The organism is Kitasatospora sp. NPDC098663, from assembly GCF_044760075.1.
GTDB lineage: Bacteria > Actinomycetota > Actinomycetes > Streptomycetales > Streptomycetaceae > Kitasatospora.
Genome location: NZ_JBIWAP010000009.1, coordinates 42,669 through 60,868 on the forward strand (window position 1 = coordinate 42,669; position 18,200 = coordinate 60,868).

At 72.7% G+C, this 18,200-nt stretch carries 12 protein-coding genes; 5 read left to right on the forward strand and 7 right to left on the reverse strand.

Annotated features, from left to right (window positions below):
* Positions 1-63 precede the first annotated feature (63 nt).
* From ACIQVZ_RS11880 to ACIQVZ_RS11890, 3 genes are all read right to left on the reverse strand, one after another.
* Positions 64-516, reverse strand: a complete 453-nt coding sequence (locus ACIQVZ_RS11880; RefSeq protein ID WP_350879161.1) for a MarR family transcriptional regulator — start codon at positions 514-516, stop codon at positions 64-66.
* Positions 516-2,012 (reverse strand): MFS transporter, encoded by a 1,497-nt coding sequence (locus tag ACIQVZ_RS11885; protein WP_402449103.1) that lies wholly within the window; start codon positions 2,010-2,012, stop codon positions 516-518. The genes ACIQVZ_RS11880 and ACIQVZ_RS11885 overlap by 1 nt, the downstream gene beginning before the upstream one ends.
* 108 nt (positions 2,013-2,120) lie before the next feature.
* Positions 2,121-2,786, reverse strand: coding sequence for a LuxR C-terminal-related transcriptional regulator (locus ACIQVZ_RS11890; RefSeq protein WP_350879159.1), 666 nt, complete (start codon positions 2,784-2,786; stop codon positions 2,121-2,123).
* A 186-nt stretch (positions 2,787-2,972) separates the two neighbouring features.
* Here ACIQVZ_RS11890 and ACIQVZ_RS11895 point away from each other — a divergent pair, with 186 nt between their 5' ends.
* Both ACIQVZ_RS11895 and ACIQVZ_RS11900 read left to right on the forward strand, forming a co-directional pair.
* Positions 2,973-6,272, forward strand: a complete 3,300-nt coding sequence (locus ACIQVZ_RS11895) for a cytochrome P450 (protein WP_402449456.1) — start codon at positions 2,973-2,975, stop codon at positions 6,270-6,272.
* Between the two features lie 218 nt (positions 6,273-6,490).
* A complete protein-coding gene (locus ACIQVZ_RS11900; RefSeq protein WP_402449107.1) occupies positions 6,491-7,747 on the forward strand; it encodes a hypothetical protein in 1,257 nt (418 codons plus the stop codon).
* A gap of 53 nt (positions 7,748-7,800) precedes the next feature.
* On the opposite strand, the gene ACIQVZ_RS11905 is transcribed toward ACIQVZ_RS11900, so the two are convergent.
* On the reverse strand, positions 7,801-9,822 hold the full coding sequence (locus ACIQVZ_RS11905) for a transglycosylase domain-containing protein (RefSeq protein WP_402449108.1): 2,022 nt from the start codon (positions 9,820-9,822) through the stop codon (positions 7,801-7,803).
* Between the two features lie 275 nt (positions 9,823-10,097).
* Here ACIQVZ_RS11905 and ACIQVZ_RS11910 point away from each other — a divergent pair, with 275 nt between their 5' ends.
* Complete coding sequence (locus ACIQVZ_RS11910; RefSeq protein ID WP_402449110.1) at positions 10,098-12,209, forward strand: phosphocholine-specific phospholipase C; 2,112 nt, start codon at positions 10,098-10,100, stop codon at positions 12,207-12,209.
* An 83-nt stretch (positions 12,210-12,292) separates the two neighbouring features.
* On the opposite strand, the gene ACIQVZ_RS11915 is transcribed toward ACIQVZ_RS11910, so the two are convergent.
* Complete coding sequence (locus ACIQVZ_RS11915; RefSeq protein ID WP_402449112.1) at positions 12,293-13,312, reverse strand: NAD-dependent epimerase/dehydratase family protein; 1,020 nt, start codon at positions 13,310-13,312, stop codon at positions 12,293-12,295.
* Positions 13,313-13,551: 239 nt separating this feature from the next.
* On the opposite strand from ACIQVZ_RS11915, the gene ACIQVZ_RS11920 reads away from it, so the two are divergent.
* Together ACIQVZ_RS11920 and ACIQVZ_RS11925 are read left to right on the forward strand one after the other, a co-directional pair.
* Positions 13,552-14,565 carry a cytochrome c oxidase assembly protein gene (locus ACIQVZ_RS11920; protein WP_402449115.1) on the forward strand — a complete coding sequence of 338 codons (1,014 nt, stop codon included), beginning with the start codon at positions 13,552-13,554 and terminating at the stop codon, positions 14,563-14,565.
* Positions 14,566-14,650: 85 nt separating this feature from the next.
* A complete protein-coding gene (locus ACIQVZ_RS11925) occupies positions 14,651-15,283 on the forward strand; it encodes a YdcF family protein (RefSeq protein WP_402449118.1) in 633 nt (210 codons plus the stop codon).
* 86 nt (positions 15,284-15,369) lie between these two features.
* On the opposite strand, the gene ACIQVZ_RS11930 is transcribed toward ACIQVZ_RS11925, so the two are convergent.
* Positions 15,370-17,592 (reverse strand): NADP-dependent isocitrate dehydrogenase, encoded by a 2,223-nt coding sequence (locus ACIQVZ_RS11930; protein WP_402449120.1) that lies wholly within the window; start codon positions 17,590-17,592, stop codon positions 15,370-15,372.
* 166 nt (positions 17,593-17,758) lie between these two features.
* Positions 17,759-18,115 carry a DUF4180 domain-containing protein gene (locus ACIQVZ_RS11935; protein WP_363586000.1) on the reverse strand — a complete coding sequence of 119 codons (357 nt, stop codon included), beginning with the start codon at positions 18,113-18,115 and terminating at the stop codon, positions 17,759-17,761.
* Positions 18,116-18,200: the final 85 nt, after the last annotated feature.

The window sequence follows — 18,200 nt, forward strand, 5'->3', positions numbered from 1 at the left end:
CGCCCCGCCCCGCCCCGCCCCGCCCCGCCCCGCTCCGCCCCGCTCCGCCCCGCTCCGGGAGGTTCAGTCCAGGAGCTTCGCCAGGACGCGGTCGAGCGCCTGGATGTCCTCCGGGGGCAGGGCGAGCAGGTCGTCGGGCGGGGTGGTGAGGATCCTGACGGCGAGGGCGGCCTTCGCTTGGCCCTCCTCGGTCAGATGGACCAGCTTGGACCGGCGGTCGGCGGGATTGGTGACGCGTTCGGCGAGGCCGCGCCGCACCAGGTCGTCGACGATGACGGTGGTGTAGGGCGGGTCGCTGCCCAGCCTCTCGGCCAGGTCCCGCAGGGTGATCGGGTCGGCGCCGAGGCGGCGCAGCGCCCTGACCCGGCTGAAGCTCATGCCGAGGGCTTCGGCGACGGCCTTGCGGCGGTCGTAGCGCTCCAGGACGAGCGCGTTCAGCCCCTGCCAGACCCTGGTCGCCGTCCTGGTGGCGGCCTCGTCGCCCTCGTGGTGCTCGCCGGTGTGCGGGCGGTCCATCAGGTGTTCACCGTCTCCTTCGTCTCCCTCGTCCCCGGCGCCTCCGGTGTCCCAGGCGTCTCCGGCGTCTCCGGCGTCTCCTCGGCGGCGAGCCGCTCCGCCGTGCGCAGGGCCGTCTCCCGGGCCCAGCGGCCGGAAGTGAGCGTACCGGTGACCAGCACGGCGGCGCCGCAGCCGGCGATGATCCACCACGCCGTCCGCCCGGCGTCGGTGAAGGCCGCGGTGTGCGCGTACGCGCCGCCCGCCATCAGGGCGCCGACGACGGCCACGCCGAGGGACTGGCCGATCTGCCGGCTGGTGGAGGCCACCGCGGCCGCGACGCCGGCCTGCGAACGGGGCATGCCCGAAACGGCGGTGTTGGTGATCGGCGCGTTGACCAGGCCGAAGCCGGTGCCGAAGAGCAGGTACGCGACGACCAGCACGGCCGTCGGAAGGTGGTCGGAGTAGGTGAGCGCCTGGAGCACGGCGCTCGCGCACAGGGCCGCCCCGGCGAGGAGCAGGGGGACGCGCGGCCCCCGGGAGGCGACCATGCGGCCGGACACCGGTGCGGTCAGCAGCGCCATCACCGCCATCGGCAGCATGAACAGTCCGGCGTGCAGCGGGGTGAGCCCGCGCACGTTCTGCAGGTACAGGGAGCTGACGAACAGGAACCCGCCCAGGGAGGCGAAGGCGGCGACCGCGATCACGGTGGCGCCCGCGAACGGTGCGGAGCGGAAGAAGCGCAGCTCGATCAGCGGGTCGGTGCGCCTGGGCTCGTACCACAGCAGGCCCAGCAGCGCGCCCAGCGCCGCCGCCGCGCAGCCGATGACGAGCGGCGAGGTCCAGCCGCGCTCCGGCGACTCGATGATCGCGTACGTGAGCGTGGTGAGCAGGACGATGACGAGCACCTGGCCGACCGGGTCCACCCGGCGGGGCCGCGGTGCCCGCGATTCCGGCACGTACCTGCGGGTCAGGAACAGCGCGGCCAGGCCGATCGGCACGTTGATCCAGAAGACGGCCCGCCAGCCGGCCGACTCGACCAGGGCGCCGCCGACGATCGGCCCGGCGGCCATGCTGATGCCCACGACGCCGCTCCACACGCCGATGGCGCGGGCACGCTGCCGGGAGTCGGTGAAGGTGTTGCTGATGATCGACATGGCGACGGGGTTCAGCATCGATCCGCCGACCGCCTGGAGCATCCGTGCGACGACGAGCCAGCCGAGCCCGGGGGCCAGGCTGCACAGCAGCGAGGCCGCGGTGAAGACCACCAGCCCGATCTGGAAGACCCGGCGGCGGCCCACCCGGTCGGCGGTCGAGCCGGAGAGCATCAGCAGGCTGGCCAGCACCAGCGTGTAGGCGTCGACCGTCCACTGCAGCCCGGACACCGAGGTGTGCAGGTCGCGCTGGATGGCGGGCAGGGCGACGTTCAGGATCGTGTTGTCGAGGCTGACGATCAGCAGGCTCATGCAGCAGATGGCGAGCACGAGCCAGGGCCGTCGTGGGGCGGCGTCCGGCATGGTGGGGGCTCCACAAGTATTTGTATGATTGCAATCATTGTGAGCATATAACTAAATCGCCGAACAGCCCAGCCCTCGCAGCCCGGCCCAGCCCGCGGGCCGCCCCCGTCACGGCCGGGGAGCCGGCTCCGGCGGCCAGGCGCCGGCGGTCAGGACGCCGGTGGCGTAGGCGCGGGCGACCAGCGCGGTGCGGTTGGGCAGCTGCCAGCGGCGGGTGAGCCGGGCGAGGTGGTAGTTGACGCCGTCCGGGGTGAGGCCGATCTCCCGGCCGATCTGGGCGGTGGTGGCGCCGCGCGCGGCGGCGGCGAGGATCCGGGCCTCGATCGGGCTCACCTCGGGGCGGGGTGCGGCCGGCGGGGCGGCGGGCCCGGTACGGACGGGCAGCGAGAGCAGCAGGTTCGGGGCCTCCTCCGGGGTGTCGCCGACCAGGGCGACGGTCATCTCGCCGCTCCGCTCGGTGCCGTCGGCGGCCGACCAGGAGACCGGCGCCGGGTACTGCGAGCGGCGGTGCAGGCGGACGGCCTCGGCGAGCGCCGGTATCGTGGCGCTGTCCCGGAGGGTGAAGAACTCCAGGATCTTCCGGTTGCGCAACTGCCCGGGCAGCAGGCCGAATTCGGCGGCCATCGCCCGGTTGACGATCATGATCCGGCCGCTGAACTCGCACACCGCCAGCGCCACCGGCACGTGGTCGAGCAACCGCAGCGTCCGGTTGCGCCAGATGACGGCGAGGTCCTGCCAGCTCTCCGCGGTCGACTCGCAGTCGGTCAGTCTCATGCCCGGCCCCTCCCGTGTACGGCTCCCGCGTGCTGCAGACCTGACGGTCCGTTGACAAGTCTTTCGCGACCGCCGCTACTGCACAAACATGTAGTCATCGGGCCCGGGTTCCCGCCCCGCTCGGGCGAGAGTGGAGGACGACGAGGTTTCTCCTGCCACGGAAGGCGACAACCCATGACCGAGACGATGACTCCGGCGGTGGCCGGGGCTGCGAATCCGGCTGGAGCCGGGCTCCCGGCCGAGACCCCGCTGCCCCGGCAGAACGCCGCCGGGGTGCCGCTGGTCGACATCTCGTCGGCGCCGCCGATCGCCGCTCCCGTGCTGCGCACCATGGAGCTGGCCCGGCGGCACGCCCCGGCCTTCGTCCAGCGCCTGCACGGGCGGGACACCCTGATCGTCACCGGCCTGGACCTGGCCGAGGAACTGGCCGACGAGGAGCGGTTCACCAAGTCGATCGGACCGGCCCTGGAGAACGTCCGCACGTTCACCGGGGACGGCCTGTTCACGGCGTACAACGCGGAGCCGAACTGGGCCAGGGCGCACGACATCCTGATGCCCGCCTTCGCGCTCGGCTCGATGCGCACCTACCACCCGGTGATGCTGCGGGTGGCCCGCCGCCTGATCGAGTCCTGGGACGGCAGGTCGGCTGCCGGACTGGTCGTCGACGTGCCCGGCGACATGACCCGGATGACCCTGGACACCATCGGGCTGGCCGGTTTCGGCTTCGACTTCGGCTCCTTCGACCGGGAGGAGCCGCACCCCTTCGTCGAGGCGATGGTCCGCTCCCTGGACTGGGCGATGAACAAGCTCCTGCGCGACCCGGAACTCGACCACAGCGAGCGCGACGAGTCCGCCCGGGGCGACGCCCGGTACCTGGCCTCGGCGGTGGACGAGGTGATCGCCGCCCGCGCGGGCAGCCCCGAACAGGGCCCGGCCGAGGACCTGCTGGGCCTGATGCTCGACGCCGTGCACCCCGCCGACGGCAGCAGACTGGACGCCGAGAACATCCGCAACCAGGTGATCACCTTCCTGATCGCCGGCCACGAGACCACCTCGGGCGCGCTCTCCTTCGCCCTGTACTACCTCGTCAAGCACCCCGCCGCGCTCCGCGAGGTCCAGCGCGAGGTGGACGCGCTCTGGGGCGACCAGGCCGACCCGGAGCCCTCGTACGAGGACGTCGGCCGGCTCCGGTACACCCGGCAGGTGCTCAACGAGGCGCTGCGGCTGTGGCCGACGGCCCCCGCGTTCAGCCGGGAGGCCCGCGCGGACACCCTGCTCGGCGGCCGGATCCCGGTCCGCGCCGGGGAGCCGGTCCTGGTGGCCACGATGATGCTGCACCGCGATCCCGTCTGGGGCGACAACCCGGAGCTGTTCGACCCCTCCCGCTTCGACCCCGAGCCGGAGGCGGCCCGCTCGCCGCACGCCTTCAAGCCCTTCGGCACCGGCGAACGCGCCTGCATCGGGCGGCAGTTCGCGCTGCACGAGGCAACCATGCTGCTCGGCATGCTGGTCCACCGCTACCGGCTGATCGACCACGCCGACTACCAGCTGACCATCAAGCAGACGCTCACCATCAAGCCCGACGACTTCACCCTCGCCCTCGCCCCGCGCACGCCCACGCCCCCGGCGGTGGTGGACGCGCCGGTCCGCGCCGCCGACCTGCCCGGGCGGGTCCGCCAGGGTACCGGCCTGCTGCTCCTGCACGGCTCCAACTACGGCGCCTGCCGCGAGTTCACCCGGCAGCTGGCCGACGCGGCGGCCGCACTCGGCTGCGACACCGCTGTCGCCCCGCTGGACGCGTACGCGGACGGGCTGCCCACCGACCGGCCGGTGGTGATCACCGCCGCCTCGTACAACGGCCAGCCGACGGACGACGCGGCGGAGTTCTTCCGCCGGCTCCGGGCGGCGACCGAGCAGGCCGAACAGGCCGAACAGGCCGAGGGCGCCGCCGGGTTCGCGAAGGACGTCCGGTACGCGGTGCTCGGCATCGGCGACCGGACGTACGCCGCCACGTACCAGCGCGTGCCGACGCTGATCGACGAGGGCCTCGCCGCCCTCGGCGGCACCCGGCTGCTCGCCCGGGGCGCGGCCGACGCCTCCGGCGACCTGGCCGGGAAGGTGGCGGAGTTCACCACGGCGCTGGGCCGGGCCCTGCTGGAGCGGTACGGCGACGCCGCCGCACCCGTCGTCGCCCCCGCCACCGGCACCGCTCCCGCGCCCGCGCCCGCCGAGGCCGCCGCCCTGGAGACGTACACCGTGACCGAGCTGGCCGGCGGTCCGCTGGACGCCCTGGCCGCGAAGCGCCGCGTGATCGGGCTGACCGTCACGGCGGTCGGCAGCCTCACCGACCCCGCCTACCCCCGGGTCAAGCGCCTGGTCCGGCTGGCCCTGCCGGAGGGCGTCGACTACCGCACCGCGGACCACGTCTCGGTGCTGCCGGCCAACGACCCGGCCCTGGTCGAGCGCGCCGCCAAGGTGTTCGGCGCCGACCCGGACACCCTGCTCGCCATCGTGGCGAACCGCCGCACCATCCTGGCCGTGGACCGGCCGCTGACGGTTCGCGAACTGCTGACCCACCACGTCGAGTTGCAGGACCGCCCGAACGCCGCCCAGCGCGCGACGCTGGCCGACCTCAACCCCTGCCCGCCCGAGCAGGCCGCGCTGCGGGCGCTGCCCGAGGACGACCCGCGGACGCTCCTGGAGCTGGTCGAGGACCACCCGGCCCTGCGGGAGGTCCTGACCTGGCCGGTGCTGCTGGAACTGCTGCCGCCGATCCGGCCCCGGATGTACTCCATCTCCACCTCACCGACCAGCGCCCCGCGCCACGTGGACCTGATGGTCTCCGTGCTCGACGCCCCGGCCCGCTCCGGCCGGGGCGCCTTCCGGGGCGTCGGCTCCGGCTACCTCGACCGGGTGGCCGTCGGGGACACCGTGCTGGCGCGCCTCCAGCCGTGCCGCGAGACGTTCCGGATCGGCCACCGCGCCCCGGTGATCATGATCGCGGCCGGCACCGGCCTGGCGCCGTTCCGCGGCGCGGTCGCCGACCGCCGCGCCCTGCTCGCCACCACCACCGACAAGGCCACCGCCGAGGCCACCGACGGGGAGACCGAACTCGCCCCGGCCCTGCTCTACTTCGGCTGCGACGCACCCGACGCCGACTACCTGCACCGCGACGAACTGCTCGCCGCCGAGCAGGCCGGCGCCGTCTCGATGCGCCCGGTCTTCAGCGAACAGCCCGTCGACGGCCGGCGCTTCGTCCAGGACCGCATCGCCGCCGAGGGCGCGGAGGTCTGGAGCCTGCTCGCCGCCGGCGCCGAGGTCTACGTGTGCGGCGACGGCGCCCGGATGGCCCCGGGCGTCCGCGCCGCCTTCCGCGAGCTCTACCTGAGCCGGACCCCCGGCGCCGACGAGGGCCAGGCCCAGGCCTGGCTCCAGGGCCTGATCGACGAGCGCCGCTACGTCGAGGACGTCTACGCGGGCCGCTGAGCCGCCCGACCGGAGCCCGCCCGACCAGGAGGCCGGCCGCACCCACCCGGGGTGCGGTCGGCCTCCCGTCGCACACATATCTCCCAACTCCCTTTCCGTGCAAGCCTCGACACATTGTCGATCAAGGTGTTCTGATGTTCGCACCATAAGTATGACTATCCGACCGAAACCTGACGGTGGGTCGGAGAAGCGGAGGAACGGTGCGGCCTGCTCGTGGCGTGGCTGTCCTGCTGGCAACGGGGGTCGTCGTGGCCCTCGGCCTGGGCACGGGAGGCCCCGACTCGAAGGGCAGACCGGCCACCGCCGACGCCGCCCCGGAGAGCACACCCGACCCGAGCGGCACACCCTCCGACAGCCCCAGCAGCCCCGCTGCCACCCCGACCCCCAGCGCCACGCCGACCTGGGACGGCCAGGTCAAGGTGCTCGGCGACGGCTCCACCTCCGACACCGGCCCGCAGCCCAGGCAACCCCGGCCCGAGAAGCTGAAGCCCGGCGAGAAGCCGCCGCAGTTCGTGGTGTTCTCCTGGGACGGGGCCCTGGAGGGCGACGACGAGCAGTTCTCGCGCTTCCGCAAGCTGGGCACGGAGAACAACGCCCAGATGACGTTCTTCCTGAGCGGCATGTACACCCTGCCCAAGTCCAAACGCACGCTCTACCACCCGCCGCAGCACGACGCCGGCGCCGCCGCCATCGACTTCGCCACCGACGCCCACATCAAGGACACCCTGGAGCAACTGCGCCTGGCCTGGCAGGACGGGAACGAGATCGGCACCCACTTCAACGGGCACTTCTGCGGCTCCAAGGGCGGCGGCGACTGGAGCACCGAGGAGTGGAAGAGCGAGCTCGACCAGGCGATCTCCTTCGTCACCACCTGGAAGACCAACACCGGCTTCAAGGACCTCCCGCCGCTGCCCTTCGACTACACCAAGGAGGCGGTCGGCGGCCGCGCCCCCTGCCTGGAGGGCCAGAAGAACCTGCTCGCGGCCGAGAAGGCGGCCGGCTTCCGGTACGACGCCAGCTCACCGGGCGAGTTCCAGGTCTGGCCCGGCAAGAAGGACGGCATCTGGAACTTCCCGCTCCAACTGCTGCCCTACCCGGGCAAATCGACCCAGGTCCTCTCGATGGACTTCAACTTCCTCGCCAACCAGTCCGGGGACAGCACCAAGGGCGATCCGAAGAAGTACGACGCGTGGGAGAAGGAGACCCGGAACGGCTACCTCAACGGCTTCGAACGGGTCTACAACGGCAGCCGGGCGCCGCTCTTCATCGGGAACCACTTCGAGAACTGGAACGGCGGCATCTACATGCAGGCCATCGAGGACGTGATGAAGAGCGTCTGCACCCGGGAGGGCGTCCGCTGCGTGTCCTTCCGCCAGGTCGCCGACTGGCTGGACGTCCAGGACCCCAAGGTGCTCGACCAGTTGCGCGCGCTGGACCCGGGGCAGCCGGCCGACTGGTCCCGTCTGGTCAAGTGACCCTGCCCGGGCGGCCGCGGGGCCGTGACACCACGCCCCGCGGCCGCCCGGCCCTACCGGCCGCCTCCCGGGCCGCCGGCCGCCTTCATGTACGAGGTCCAGATCCGGGTGGGCAGCGCGGAGTCCGGGGTGTCCGGGGCGGCGCCGCCCAGCCCCTCCAGTGAGAGCAGCTTCATGTCCTTCAGGTCCGCCCGGAAGACCGTGACGGCCGTGGACATTTGCGCGTCGTAGCCGACGAACCACCCCGCCGTACGGTCCGGGGTCGTCCCCGGCTTCCCCGCCAGGTCCGGCCCGGCCTCCGCCGCCGCCTTGGCGCTCCCGGTGCGGACCGCGCTCTTCAGCGCCGCGTCCACCTCCCCCGCGACCTGCGGGGTCAGCGCCTGTACGGCGGTCGGCAGGCGCAGCGCGAGGGGCTCGCCGTTCCGGGTGATCCTCAGGACGGAGTACGGGTCCGTGCGGCTGCCGCCCGCGGCGAAGGCGGCGTAGGCGTCGGCGGTCCTGATCGCGCTCGGTGTGGAGTTCCCGACGCCGAAGGCCGGCACCAACTCCCCCATGCTGCCCGGGAGCAGGCCCAGATCGGCGGCGGTCTTCTGCACCCGGTCCAGGCCGACGTCCATGGCGAGCTGCATCATCGGCCCGTTGACGGACTGCTCCACCGCGCTCCTCAGGGTGACCGCCCCCCAGCTCCGCTTGCCGTCGTTGGCGGTCCTCGCTATTCGCCCGTTACGCCCCCAGTACGGCCCCTCCGGGGTCATCACGTTCACGCCGTCGTCGCCGTCGTAGGTGGTGGCGGGCGTCACCGGGGTGCGGCTGCCGCCCCGCTGGCGCTGGACGCCCTCGCTCAGGCCCGAGGCGTAGACCAGCGGGGTGAAGGCCGAACCGACCGGCACCGTGGAGGTGTTGGCGTTGTCGAAGCCCTGTTTCAGGTAGTCGGTTCCGCCGTAGAGCGCGACGATCCTCCCGTCCGGGGCCACCGAGGCGGCGCCGACCTTCAGTAACCGGTCGGCCTCACGGCTGTCGGGGTCGATCCCCTTGGTGGCGTCCCGCACCGCGGCGGCCAGCGCGGTGACCTTCGGCTTCTCGAAGGTGGTGAAGATCTGGTGGCCGCCGAGGTCGAACTGGGCCTGGGTGATGTCGCTGTGGCCCTCCACGTAGGTCCTGGCCATGTCCACCAGGTACCCGACCTGGCCGCTCAGCCCCGCCGCCTTCGGCTGGGTCCTGGGCTCGGGGAACACCGTGTACCCGGCGCGCTCGGCGGCGGAGAGCTTGCCGACCTTCACCATCCGGTCCAGGATCCAGGACCACCGCTCCTCGGCCCGCCGGTGGTTGTTCGCGCTGATCCCCGGATCGAACTGCCCGGCCCCCTTCAACAGGGCGGCGAGCAAGGCCCCTTCGCTCGGGTTGAGCTGCGAGACGTCCTTGCCGTAGTACGCCGCCGCGGCCCGTTCGATGCCGTAGCTGCCGCGCCCGAACCAACTGGTGTTCAGATAGCCGGCCAGGATGTCCGGTTTGCTCATCCGCCGGTCCAGTTTGATCGCGATGACGATCTCACTGAGCTTGCGCGAGAAGTCCTGACGCTGATTCAGGTAGCTGTTCTTGACGTACTGCTGGGTGATGGTCGATCCGCCCTGGGTCTCACCGCCCGTGGCCATCTGGTAGACCGCGCGGCCGATGCCCGTGAAGGAGATCCCCGGGTCCGAGTAGAAGGTCTCGTTCTCGGCGGCCAGTACGGCCCACCGCACCGACTCCGGCACCCGGTCGAGCGGCACCTCCTGCCGGTTGGTCTCACCGATCCGCGCCATCTCGGTGCCGTCCGCCCAGAAGTACACGTTGTTCTGCTGGGTGGCGAAGGCGTTCAGGTCCTCCGGGACCTTGGTGGTGACGTAGAACCAGGCCAGCCACCCCGTCAGCACCGCCGCCCCGGCCCCCGCCACCAGGAGCAGCTGCCGCCAGGACGGGAGCCAGCGGCGGACTCCGCGCCGCCCTCTGCGCGGGTAGTCGATCCACCGCCGCCCTTCGGGCCTCTCCCCTCCGGGCTTCTCCTTCTCGGCCCCGCCACCTTGGTGAGCACGCACAGTCCGGTCTCCGATTCGCTCGTGGGCACAGACCCCCGAACTCAGACGCGATGAGGGTCGGACCACGGCACAACGGAATTGATGTGATCACGGTCATACCGCGCGGACCGGCGGTCGGCGCAGGCCCGCCGCCGATGGGTCACGAGAAGTTGGCTAGACAGGAATTGGCCGAAAACTCATGCGGCGTTCGCTGGGGGACCTCGTACGGCCTGGCCGCGGCACCTATGTTCGAACCTTCTTGGCACCCCATGTACCCCGAGAAGGAAGGACACCACGTGGCCTCCATCGACCGGCGCCGATTCCTCCAGCTGAGCGGCGCATCCGCAGCCGCCGCAGGCCTCGGCGCGTTCCCGCCCGCGGTCAGCAAGGCCCTGGCACTGCCCGCGATCGGCCGGACCCGCTCGATCGAGGACGTCGAACACGTCGTCGTCCTGATGCAGGAGAACCGTTCCTTCGACCACTACTTCGGCACCCTGCGCGGCGTGCGCGGGTTCGACGACCCGCGCCCCACCCTGCTGCCCGACGGCCGGCCGAACTGGCACCAGCCCGCCGCCGCCGTGAAGACCGGCCGCTACCACGACCGCGGCCTGCCCGCCTCCGAGCAGGAGGTGCTGCCCTGGTACATCGACCCCAGGAACACCACCGAGTACCAGGCCGGCACCGACCACGGCTGGAGCAGCGGCCACCTCGCCTGGAACGAGGGGCGCCACGACCAGTGGGTGAACCAGAAGCAGGACGTCATGACGATGGGCCACCTCAAGCGCCAGGACCTGGCGTACCACTTCGCCCTGGCCGACGCCTTCACCCTCTGCGACTCGTACTTCTGCTCCGTCCACGCCGACACCGCGCCCAACCGCATCTACCTGTGGACGGGCACCAGCGACCCGCGCAACGTCTACGGCCGCAAGCCCAACGGCCCCGGCCTGGAGGAGCGCAACAACACCAACGGCTACACCTGGACCACCTACCCCGAGCGCCTGGAGAAGGCCGGCGTCAGCTGGAAGCTGTACCAGGGCGGCTCCGGCGAGCCGGGCACCCCCACGGACAACTACACCGACAACTCGCTGATGTTCTTCGAGCGGTACCAGGTCGCCGAGGGCGCGTCGGGCCCCCTGGTGGACAAGGGCGCCACCGACCACACGCTGAAGGAGTTCCGCGCCGACGTCCAGCAGGGCCGGCTGCCGCAGGTCTCCTGGATCGTCCCGCCGTACAAGTACAGCGAGCACCCGTCCGCGACGCCCACCGACGGCGCGTACTACATCAACCTCGTGCTGGACGCGCTCACCTCCAACCCCGAGGTCTGGGGCAGGACGGTCTTCCTCATCAACTACGACGAGAACGACGGCCTGTTCGACCACGTCGTCCCGCCGATGCCGCCGGTCGTCAGCGGCCCGGGAGGCCAGGGCATCGTCTCCGCCGACCTGAGGGCGAGCCTGCGCGACGAACTGCTCGACCTCGGCAAGCACCCGGGCGAGATGAGCCCACTGGTCCCCGGCGCCGACCCGGGCGGCCTCCAGCCGATCGGCCTCGGCCCGCGCGTGCCGATGCTCGTCATCTCCCCGTGGTCGCGCGGCGGCTGGGTCTGCTCGGAGACCTTCGACCACACCTCCGTGCTGCGGTTCCTGGAGGCCCGGTTCGGCATCGAGGAGCCCAACATCAGCGCCTGGCGCCGGTCGGTCTGCGGCGACCTCACCTCGGCGCTCGACTTCTCCGGCGCCGACCCGCGGCCGGTCTCGATCCCGGTGCCCGCGCCGATCGCCTCCCAGGGCAAGCCGTACCAGGTACCGCTGCCCCAGCGGATGCCCACCCAGGAGCCCGGCGTCCGGCCGGCCCGCGCCCTCCCGTACGACCTGGTGGTCAACGAGGAGGAGACGGACACCCCCGGGCGGTTCCAGCTGGATCTGGAGAACCGGGGCGAAGCGGGCGCCTGGCTCTACGTCTACGACCGGACCGCGCCGAAGGCCGCCCCCCGCCGCTACACCATCTCGGGCGGCGACACCCTCGGCGACTTCTGGCCGCACTCCGCCTCCGGCGACTACCACCTCGCCGCCCACGGCCCGAACGGGTCGGTGTACGAGTTCGAGGGCACCGCCCGGACCGAGCTGGTCGCGCTGTTCGACCCGCAGAAGTCCAAGGTGCGCGTCAAGATCACCAACAACGGGCCGACCACCCGGACGGTGACCGTCGCCAACGCCTACGTCAAGGGCTCGCAGCAGAGTCGCAGCCTCCGGCGCGGCGCCTCGGCCCAGTTCACCTTCGACATACGCCCCGACAGCCGCTGGTACGACATCACGGTCGCCGCCACCGACGGCCCGGCCTTCCGCCGCCGCTGGGCCGGCCACCTGGAGAACGGCCGCCCCGGCACCAGCGACCCCGGCCCCCGCTGACCGTCGGCGCGGCCCTGACCGTCGGCGCGGCGCCCGACCGACGGCACAGCGCCTGAACCCGCCCGCCGCACCGGCGTCTCGTCCTACGCCGGTGCGGTGAGCCCCAGCGCCTGGCGGTACCAGGAGGCGGCGGCGGGCAGCCGGGCCAGCGGGCCGGGGCCGGGCGGGCAGGCGGCGAGGCGCCAGACGTCGTCCCCCCGGTACCAGTGGTCGCGGGCGATCAGCGAGAACTGCCGCTCGGAGACGCGGCCCGGGGTGGCGGCGAGCAGACGCCGGCATTCGTCCCACGAGGCCTCCGGGCCGTCCGGCCCGTCCACGCCGTCCACGCCGTCCACGCCGTCCACGCCGTCCGCGCCGGGCAGGGCGGGCAGCAGGCCGAGGCCGGCCAGGGCGGCGAGCAGGTCGCCGGCCCGGACCGGGTCGGGGTGGCTCGCGTGCTGCACTCCGGGCGGGACGGCGTGGTCGTCTAGGGCGAGGGCGGTGATCAGCCGGGCCAGGTCGGCGCGGTCCACCACGGAGAGCCTGGCGTTCCCGCCCGCCCAGGGCACCGGCACCCGGCGGACCAGTTCGGCCAGCGCGGGCACCACCCAGCGGTCGCCCGTCCCGGTCACCAGGCCGGGCCGCAGCACGACGGCGCCGGCCGCCAGCGCGACGCGTTCGCCGAGCAGCCTGGTCCGGCTGGCCTCGGAGACCGGGGCGGCCGGCACCTCGTCGACCCCGATGCCGGAGTGCGGCCCCTCGCCGTACACCGCGGTCGTCGACAGGTGGACGATCCGTCGCACCCCGGCCCGGGCCGCGGCGGCCGTCACCGCCTCGGTGCCGCGCACGTTCACCGCCGCGCACTCCTCGGCGCCGCCGGAGACCCGGGCGGCCAGGTGGAGCAGGACGTCGGCACCCTCGCAGAGCGCGGCCAGCGCCGCCCCGTCGGCGAGGTCTCCCGGCACCCAGACGGCCGGGCCGCGCCCCTCCGGCACTGCGCGGGCCAGCGCCCGCACCTCCGCGCCGCGGGCGGTCAGGGCGGCCAGCACCGCGGAGCCTATGAAGCCGGTCGCCCCGGTCAGCGCGACCGTGGTGCGCTCCGGGTGCCGCCGTCCCGCCGCCATGCCGCCCCCTCGCCGTCCCGGCGTGTCCCGTGTCGCCGTCCCGGCGTGTCGCCGTCGACCGGCCGGTCAGTCTATCCAGCCGCCACCCGCCCGGCGGCCACCCGTACGGAGGGGGCGGGGCACGGCCCGAGGTAAGGCCCACCTAGGCTGTAGCCCAAGCAAAACGGGCGAACCGGACCCCCTCCAGGGGCCACGAGGACGGAAAGCAGGGCCCCCCGATGGGCGACGGAATGTCAGGCATGCACCACCACGGCGGGATGACCCAGCTAGGCCCGTTCACCTTGTCCAACGTCTGGACCTGGTCCCCCGACTGGGTGTTCCTGCTGGGCGGCCTGGCCGCCCTGGCCCTGTACGCGGCGGGCGTGGTCCGGCTCCACCGGCGCGGCGACCGCTGGCCGATCGGCCGGATGGTCGGCTGGGCGGCCGGTGTCGGCAGCCTGATCCTGGTCACCTGCACCGGGCTGAACGACTACGGCATGGTGCTGTTCAGCGCGCACATGATCCAGCACATGGTGCTGTCCATGCTGACGCCGATCCTGCTGCTGCTGGGCGCCCCGATCACGCTGGCGCTGCGCGCGCTGCGGCCGGCCGGCAAGGGCCGCCCGCGCGGGCCGCGCGAACTGCTGGTGGCGCTGCTGCACAGCCGGTACGTCCGGGTGATCTCGCACCCGGCCTTCACCATCCCGATGTTCATCGCGAGCCTGTACGGGGTCTACTTCACCCCGTTGTTCGACTTCCTGATGCAGTACCGCGCCGGGCACATCTTCATGATGGTGCACTTCCTCCTCACCGGTCTGGCCTTCTTCTGGCCGATCATGGGCGTGGACCCGGGCCCGCACCGTCCCGGCCATGTGATGCGGATCATCGAGCTGTTCATGGGCATGCCGTTCCACGCCTTCTTCGGCGTGGCCGTGATGATGGCCAGCCACCCGCTGGTCACCACCTTCACCGTGGAGGGCGCGCCACCGGGCACCGATCTCCTGGAGGACCAGAAGCTGGCCGGCGGCATCACCTGGGCGTTCGGCGAGATCCCGACCGCGATCGTGCTGATCGCGCTGGTGTACCAGTGGATGCGCTCCGAACAGCGGCAGGCCCGCCGCTCCGACCGCGCCGAGGAGCGCAGCGGCGACGCCGAGCTGGAGGCGTACAACGCCTATCTGGCCTCGCTGCACAAGCGCGGCCCGCGCCCGGCGGCCCCGGCCGCCCCGGCGGCCGCTGTCACCCCCGTCACCCCGGCGGCCGACGCCGGCTGACCCCGCCGCCGCCCGCACCGCGGAACCCCCGTCCCCTGGAAACCGCCCTGTGGAACGGGGGTTCCGCCGTACACGTTCGGACGGTATGCACGCTCTGCTGATCGTCGCCGTCCTGCTCGGCGGGTACGTCCTGCTCTGGCTGCTCGGCTTCCTCGGCTGCGCGCTGCGGCAGGCGCGCCGCCCCGCCCCCGTCGGGGCGGACTACCTGGTCGTCCTCGGCTCCGCCCTGGACGGCTGCGAGCCCGCCCCGCCGCTGGCGGCCCGGCTGGACGCCGCGCTGGAACGTTTCGCCGCCGAGGAGGCCGCCGGGCACGCGCCGCTGCTCCTGGTCACCGGCGGGAAGGGCCCGCACGAGGAGTGCACCGAGGCCGCCGCGATGGCCCGTTACCTGACCGCCCGGGGCGTCCCGGCCGACCGGATCCGGCGCGAGGAACGGGCCGTGAACACCGTCGAGAACCTGCGCTTCAGCGCGGCGCTGATGGCCGCCGAACGGCCCGGCTACCGGTGCACGGTCGTCACCAGCGGCTTCCACACCGCCCGCACCGCGCTCGCCGCCCGCCGGGCCGGCGCCCCCGGCCGGGTGGTCGGCGCGGACGGACTGCTCGCCCACGGCCCGTACGCACTGCTGCGGGAGGCGGTCGGCACGGCCCTCGCGTACCCGCGCGCCAACGCCGCCGCCCTCCTGCTCCTCGCGGGCACCGGAGCCCTCCTCGCCTGAGCGATCGTGCCGGGCCCCCGAACGCGGGGAGGCTCCCGGGTCCGGTACGGACCCGGGAGCCTCCCGGTGCTTCGACTCTCCTGGGATCAGGCGAGGTTGGCGAGCGCCTCGTTGAAGGTCTTGGACGGGCGCATCACCGCCGCGGCCTTGGCCGGGTCCGGCTGGTAGTAGCCGCCGAGGTCGACCGGCGAGCCCTGCACGGCGTTCAGCTCGTCGACGATGGTCGTCTCCTGCTCGCCGAGCGCCTTGGCCAGGCCCTCGAACGCCTGGGCCAGCTCGGCGTCGGCGGTCTGCTGGGCCAGCTCCTGGGCCCAGTACAGGGCCAGGTAGAAGTGGCTGCCGCGGTTGTCGATGCCGCCGAGGCGGCGGCTCGGCGACTTGTCCTCGTTGAGGAAGGTGCCGGTGGCGCGGTCCAGGGTGTCGGCCAGCACCTGGGCGCGGGCGTTGTCGGTGCTGGTGGCCAGGTGCTCGAAGCTGGCGGCCAGGGCGAAGAACTCGCCGAGGCTGTCCCAGCGCAGGTAGTTCTCCTTGACCAGCTGCTGGACGTGCTTCGGGGCGGAGCCGCCGGCGCCGGTCTCGAACAGGCCGCCGCCCGCCATCAGCGGGACGACCGACAGCATCTTGGCGCTGGTGCCCAGCTCCAGGATCGGGAACAGGTCGGTCAGGTAGTCGCGCAGCACGTTGCCGGTCACCGAGATGGTGTTCTCGCCGCGGCGGATGCGCTCCAGCGAGAACGCGGTGGCCTCGACCGGGGACTTGATCTCGATCTGCAGGCCGGTGGTGTCGTGCTCCGGCAGGTACTTCTTGACCTTCTCGATCAGGACGGCGTCGTGGGCGCGGTTCTCGTCCAGCCAGAACACCGCCGGGTCGCCGGTGGCGCGGGCGCGGGTGACGGCCAGCTTGACCCAGTCCTGGATCGGCAGGTCCTTGGTCTGGCAGGCGCGGAAGATGTCGCCCGGCTGGACGGCCTGCTCCAGCACCACGTTGCCCTCGGCGTCGACGAGGCGGACGGTGCCGGCCGCGGCGATCTCGAAGGTCTTGTCGTGGCTGCCGTACTCCTCGGCCTTCTGGGCCATCAGGCCGACGTTCGGCACGGAGCCGATGGTGGCCGGGTCCAGGGCGCCGTGGGCGCGGCAGTCGTCGATGACGGCCTGGTACACGCCGGAGTAGCTGCTGTCGGGCAGCACCGCGAGGGTGTCGGCCTCCTGGCCGTCCGGGCCCCACATGTGGCCGGAGGTGCGGATCATGGCCGGCATCGAGGCGTCGACGATGACGTCGCTCGGGACGTGCAGGTTGGTGATGCCCTTGTCCGAGTCGACCATCGCCAGGGCCGGGCCCTCGGCGAGCTCGGCCTCGAACGAGGCCTTGATCTCCGCGCCCAGGTGCGGCACGCCGTCCAGGCCGTTGAGGATGCCGCCGAGGCCGTTGTTCGGGTCCAGACCGGCGGCGACCAGCACCTCGCCGTACTTGGCGAAGGTCTTCGGGAAGAAGGCGCGGACCACGTGGCCGAAGATGATCGGGTCGGAGACCTTCATCATGGTGGCCTTGAGGTGGACCGAGAACAGCACGCCCTCGGCCTTGGCGCGCTCGACCTGGGCGGTCAGGAACTCACGCAGGGCGGCGACGCGCATCACCGAGGCGTCGACGACCTCGCCGGCCAGCACCGGGACGCGCTCGCGCAGCACGGTGGCGTTGCCGTCCTCGGCGACCAGCTCGATGCGCAGCGCCCCGTCGGCGGCGATCACGGCGGACTTCTCGGTGGAGCGGAAGTCGTTCTGGCCCATGGTGGCGACGTTGGTCTCGGAGTCGGCCGACCAGGCGCCCATGCGGTGCGGGTGGGTCTTGGCGTAGTTCTTCACCGAGCCCGGGGCACGGCGGTCCGAGTTGCCCTCGCGCAGGACGGGGTTGACGGCGCTGCCCTTGACCTTGTCGTAACGGGCGCGGACGTCCTTGTCCTCGTCGGTCTGCGGGTCGTCCGGGTAGTCCGGGAGCGCGTAGCCCTGCGCCTGCAGCTCGGCCACGGCGGCCTTCAGCTGCGGGATGGACGCCGAGATGTTCGGCAGCTTGATGATGTTGGCGCCCGGGGTCTTGGCGAGGTCGCCCAGCTCGGCGAGGGCGTCCTCGATCCGCTGGCCCTCGGCGAGACGCTCCGGGAAGCTCGCGATGATCCGCCCGGCCAGGGAGATGTCGCGGGTCTCCACGCGCACACCCGCCGTCGAGGCGTATGCCTGGACAACCGGCAGGAACGAGTAGGTCGCCAGGGCCGGAGCCTCGTCGGTGTGCGTATAGATGATGGTCGAGTCAGTCATCGGTACTCCGCTTCACGTCTCCAACGTCTTGACGTCAAGATATCTCGTCGCGGCCCCCTAGCTCCACCTCGCCCCCGCCCCGGAGCGCGCGCCGGGCGCCCCGGGGGCGCGCCGACGGTCAGCTCCACCGTGGTCCCGGGGCGGGTGCGGGGCAAGCGGAGAACGCTCAGACCTCGGTGAACCGGGCCGCCAGCTCCGTCTCGTCGGCGAGGAACCAGAGCTGCCGGCCGCGGTTGCTCTCCCGGACGAAGTCGCGCAGCGGGTCGCTCGCCGCGACGTGGTCGGCGATGTCGCCGAGGACCACGAGGCCGACGCGGTAGTTGACGAATTTCTGCACGATGCCGCCGGCGACCCGGGTGCGCAGCGTGAAGAAGTCCGGGTGCAGCCGGGCGACGGGGACGACCACCCAGGAGGCGCCGCGGCCGAACGCGTCGCCGATCACGTCCATGGCGTCCTGCTCCTCGCGGATCGGCGCGCCCTCGGCGGGCAGCCGCAGGACCGTCGTGCCGTACTGCTCGGACATTGCCGTTCTCCCTGGTCGATGTGGATCCGATCTGGATCCGAGGCCGATCTCGATGCGGATTCGGTGTGACCGACGCCATCCGACG

Excerpts from the sequence above, each read along its gene's own strand:
- ACIQVZ_RS11880 (WP_350879161.1), bottom strand. The coding sequence starts at position 516 with ATGGACCGCCCGCACACCGGCGAGCACCACGAGGGCGACGAGGCCGCC.
- ACIQVZ_RS11885 (WP_402449103.1), bottom strand. The coding sequence starts at position 2,012 with ATGCCGGACGCCGCCCCACGACGGCCCTGGCTCGTGCTCGCCATCTGC.
- ACIQVZ_RS11890 (WP_350879159.1), bottom strand. The coding sequence starts at position 2,786 with ATGAGACTGACCGACTGCGAGTCGACCGCGGAGAGCTGGCAGGACCTC.
- ACIQVZ_RS11895 (WP_402449456.1), top strand. The coding sequence starts at position 2,973 with ATGACTCCGGCGGTGGCCGGGGCTGCGAATCCGGCTGGAGCCGGGCTC.
- ACIQVZ_RS11915 (WP_402449112.1), bottom strand. The coding sequence starts at position 13,312 with ATGGCGGCGGGACGGCGGCACCCGGAGCGCACCACGGTCGCGCTGACC.
- ACIQVZ_RS11920 (WP_402449115.1), top strand. The coding sequence starts at position 13,552 with ATGCACCACCACGGCGGGATGACCCAGCTAGGCCCGTTCACCTTGTCC.
- ACIQVZ_RS11925 (WP_402449118.1), top strand. The coding sequence starts at position 14,651 with ATGCACGCTCTGCTGATCGTCGCCGTCCTGCTCGGCGGGTACGTCCTG.
- ACIQVZ_RS11930 (WP_402449120.1), bottom strand. The coding sequence starts at position 17,592 with ATGACTGACTCGACCATCATCTATACGCACACCGACGAGGCTCCGGCC.
- ACIQVZ_RS11935 (WP_363586000.1), bottom strand. The coding sequence starts at position 18,115 with ATGTCCGAGCAGTACGGCACGACGGTCCTGCGGCTGCCCGCCGAGGGC.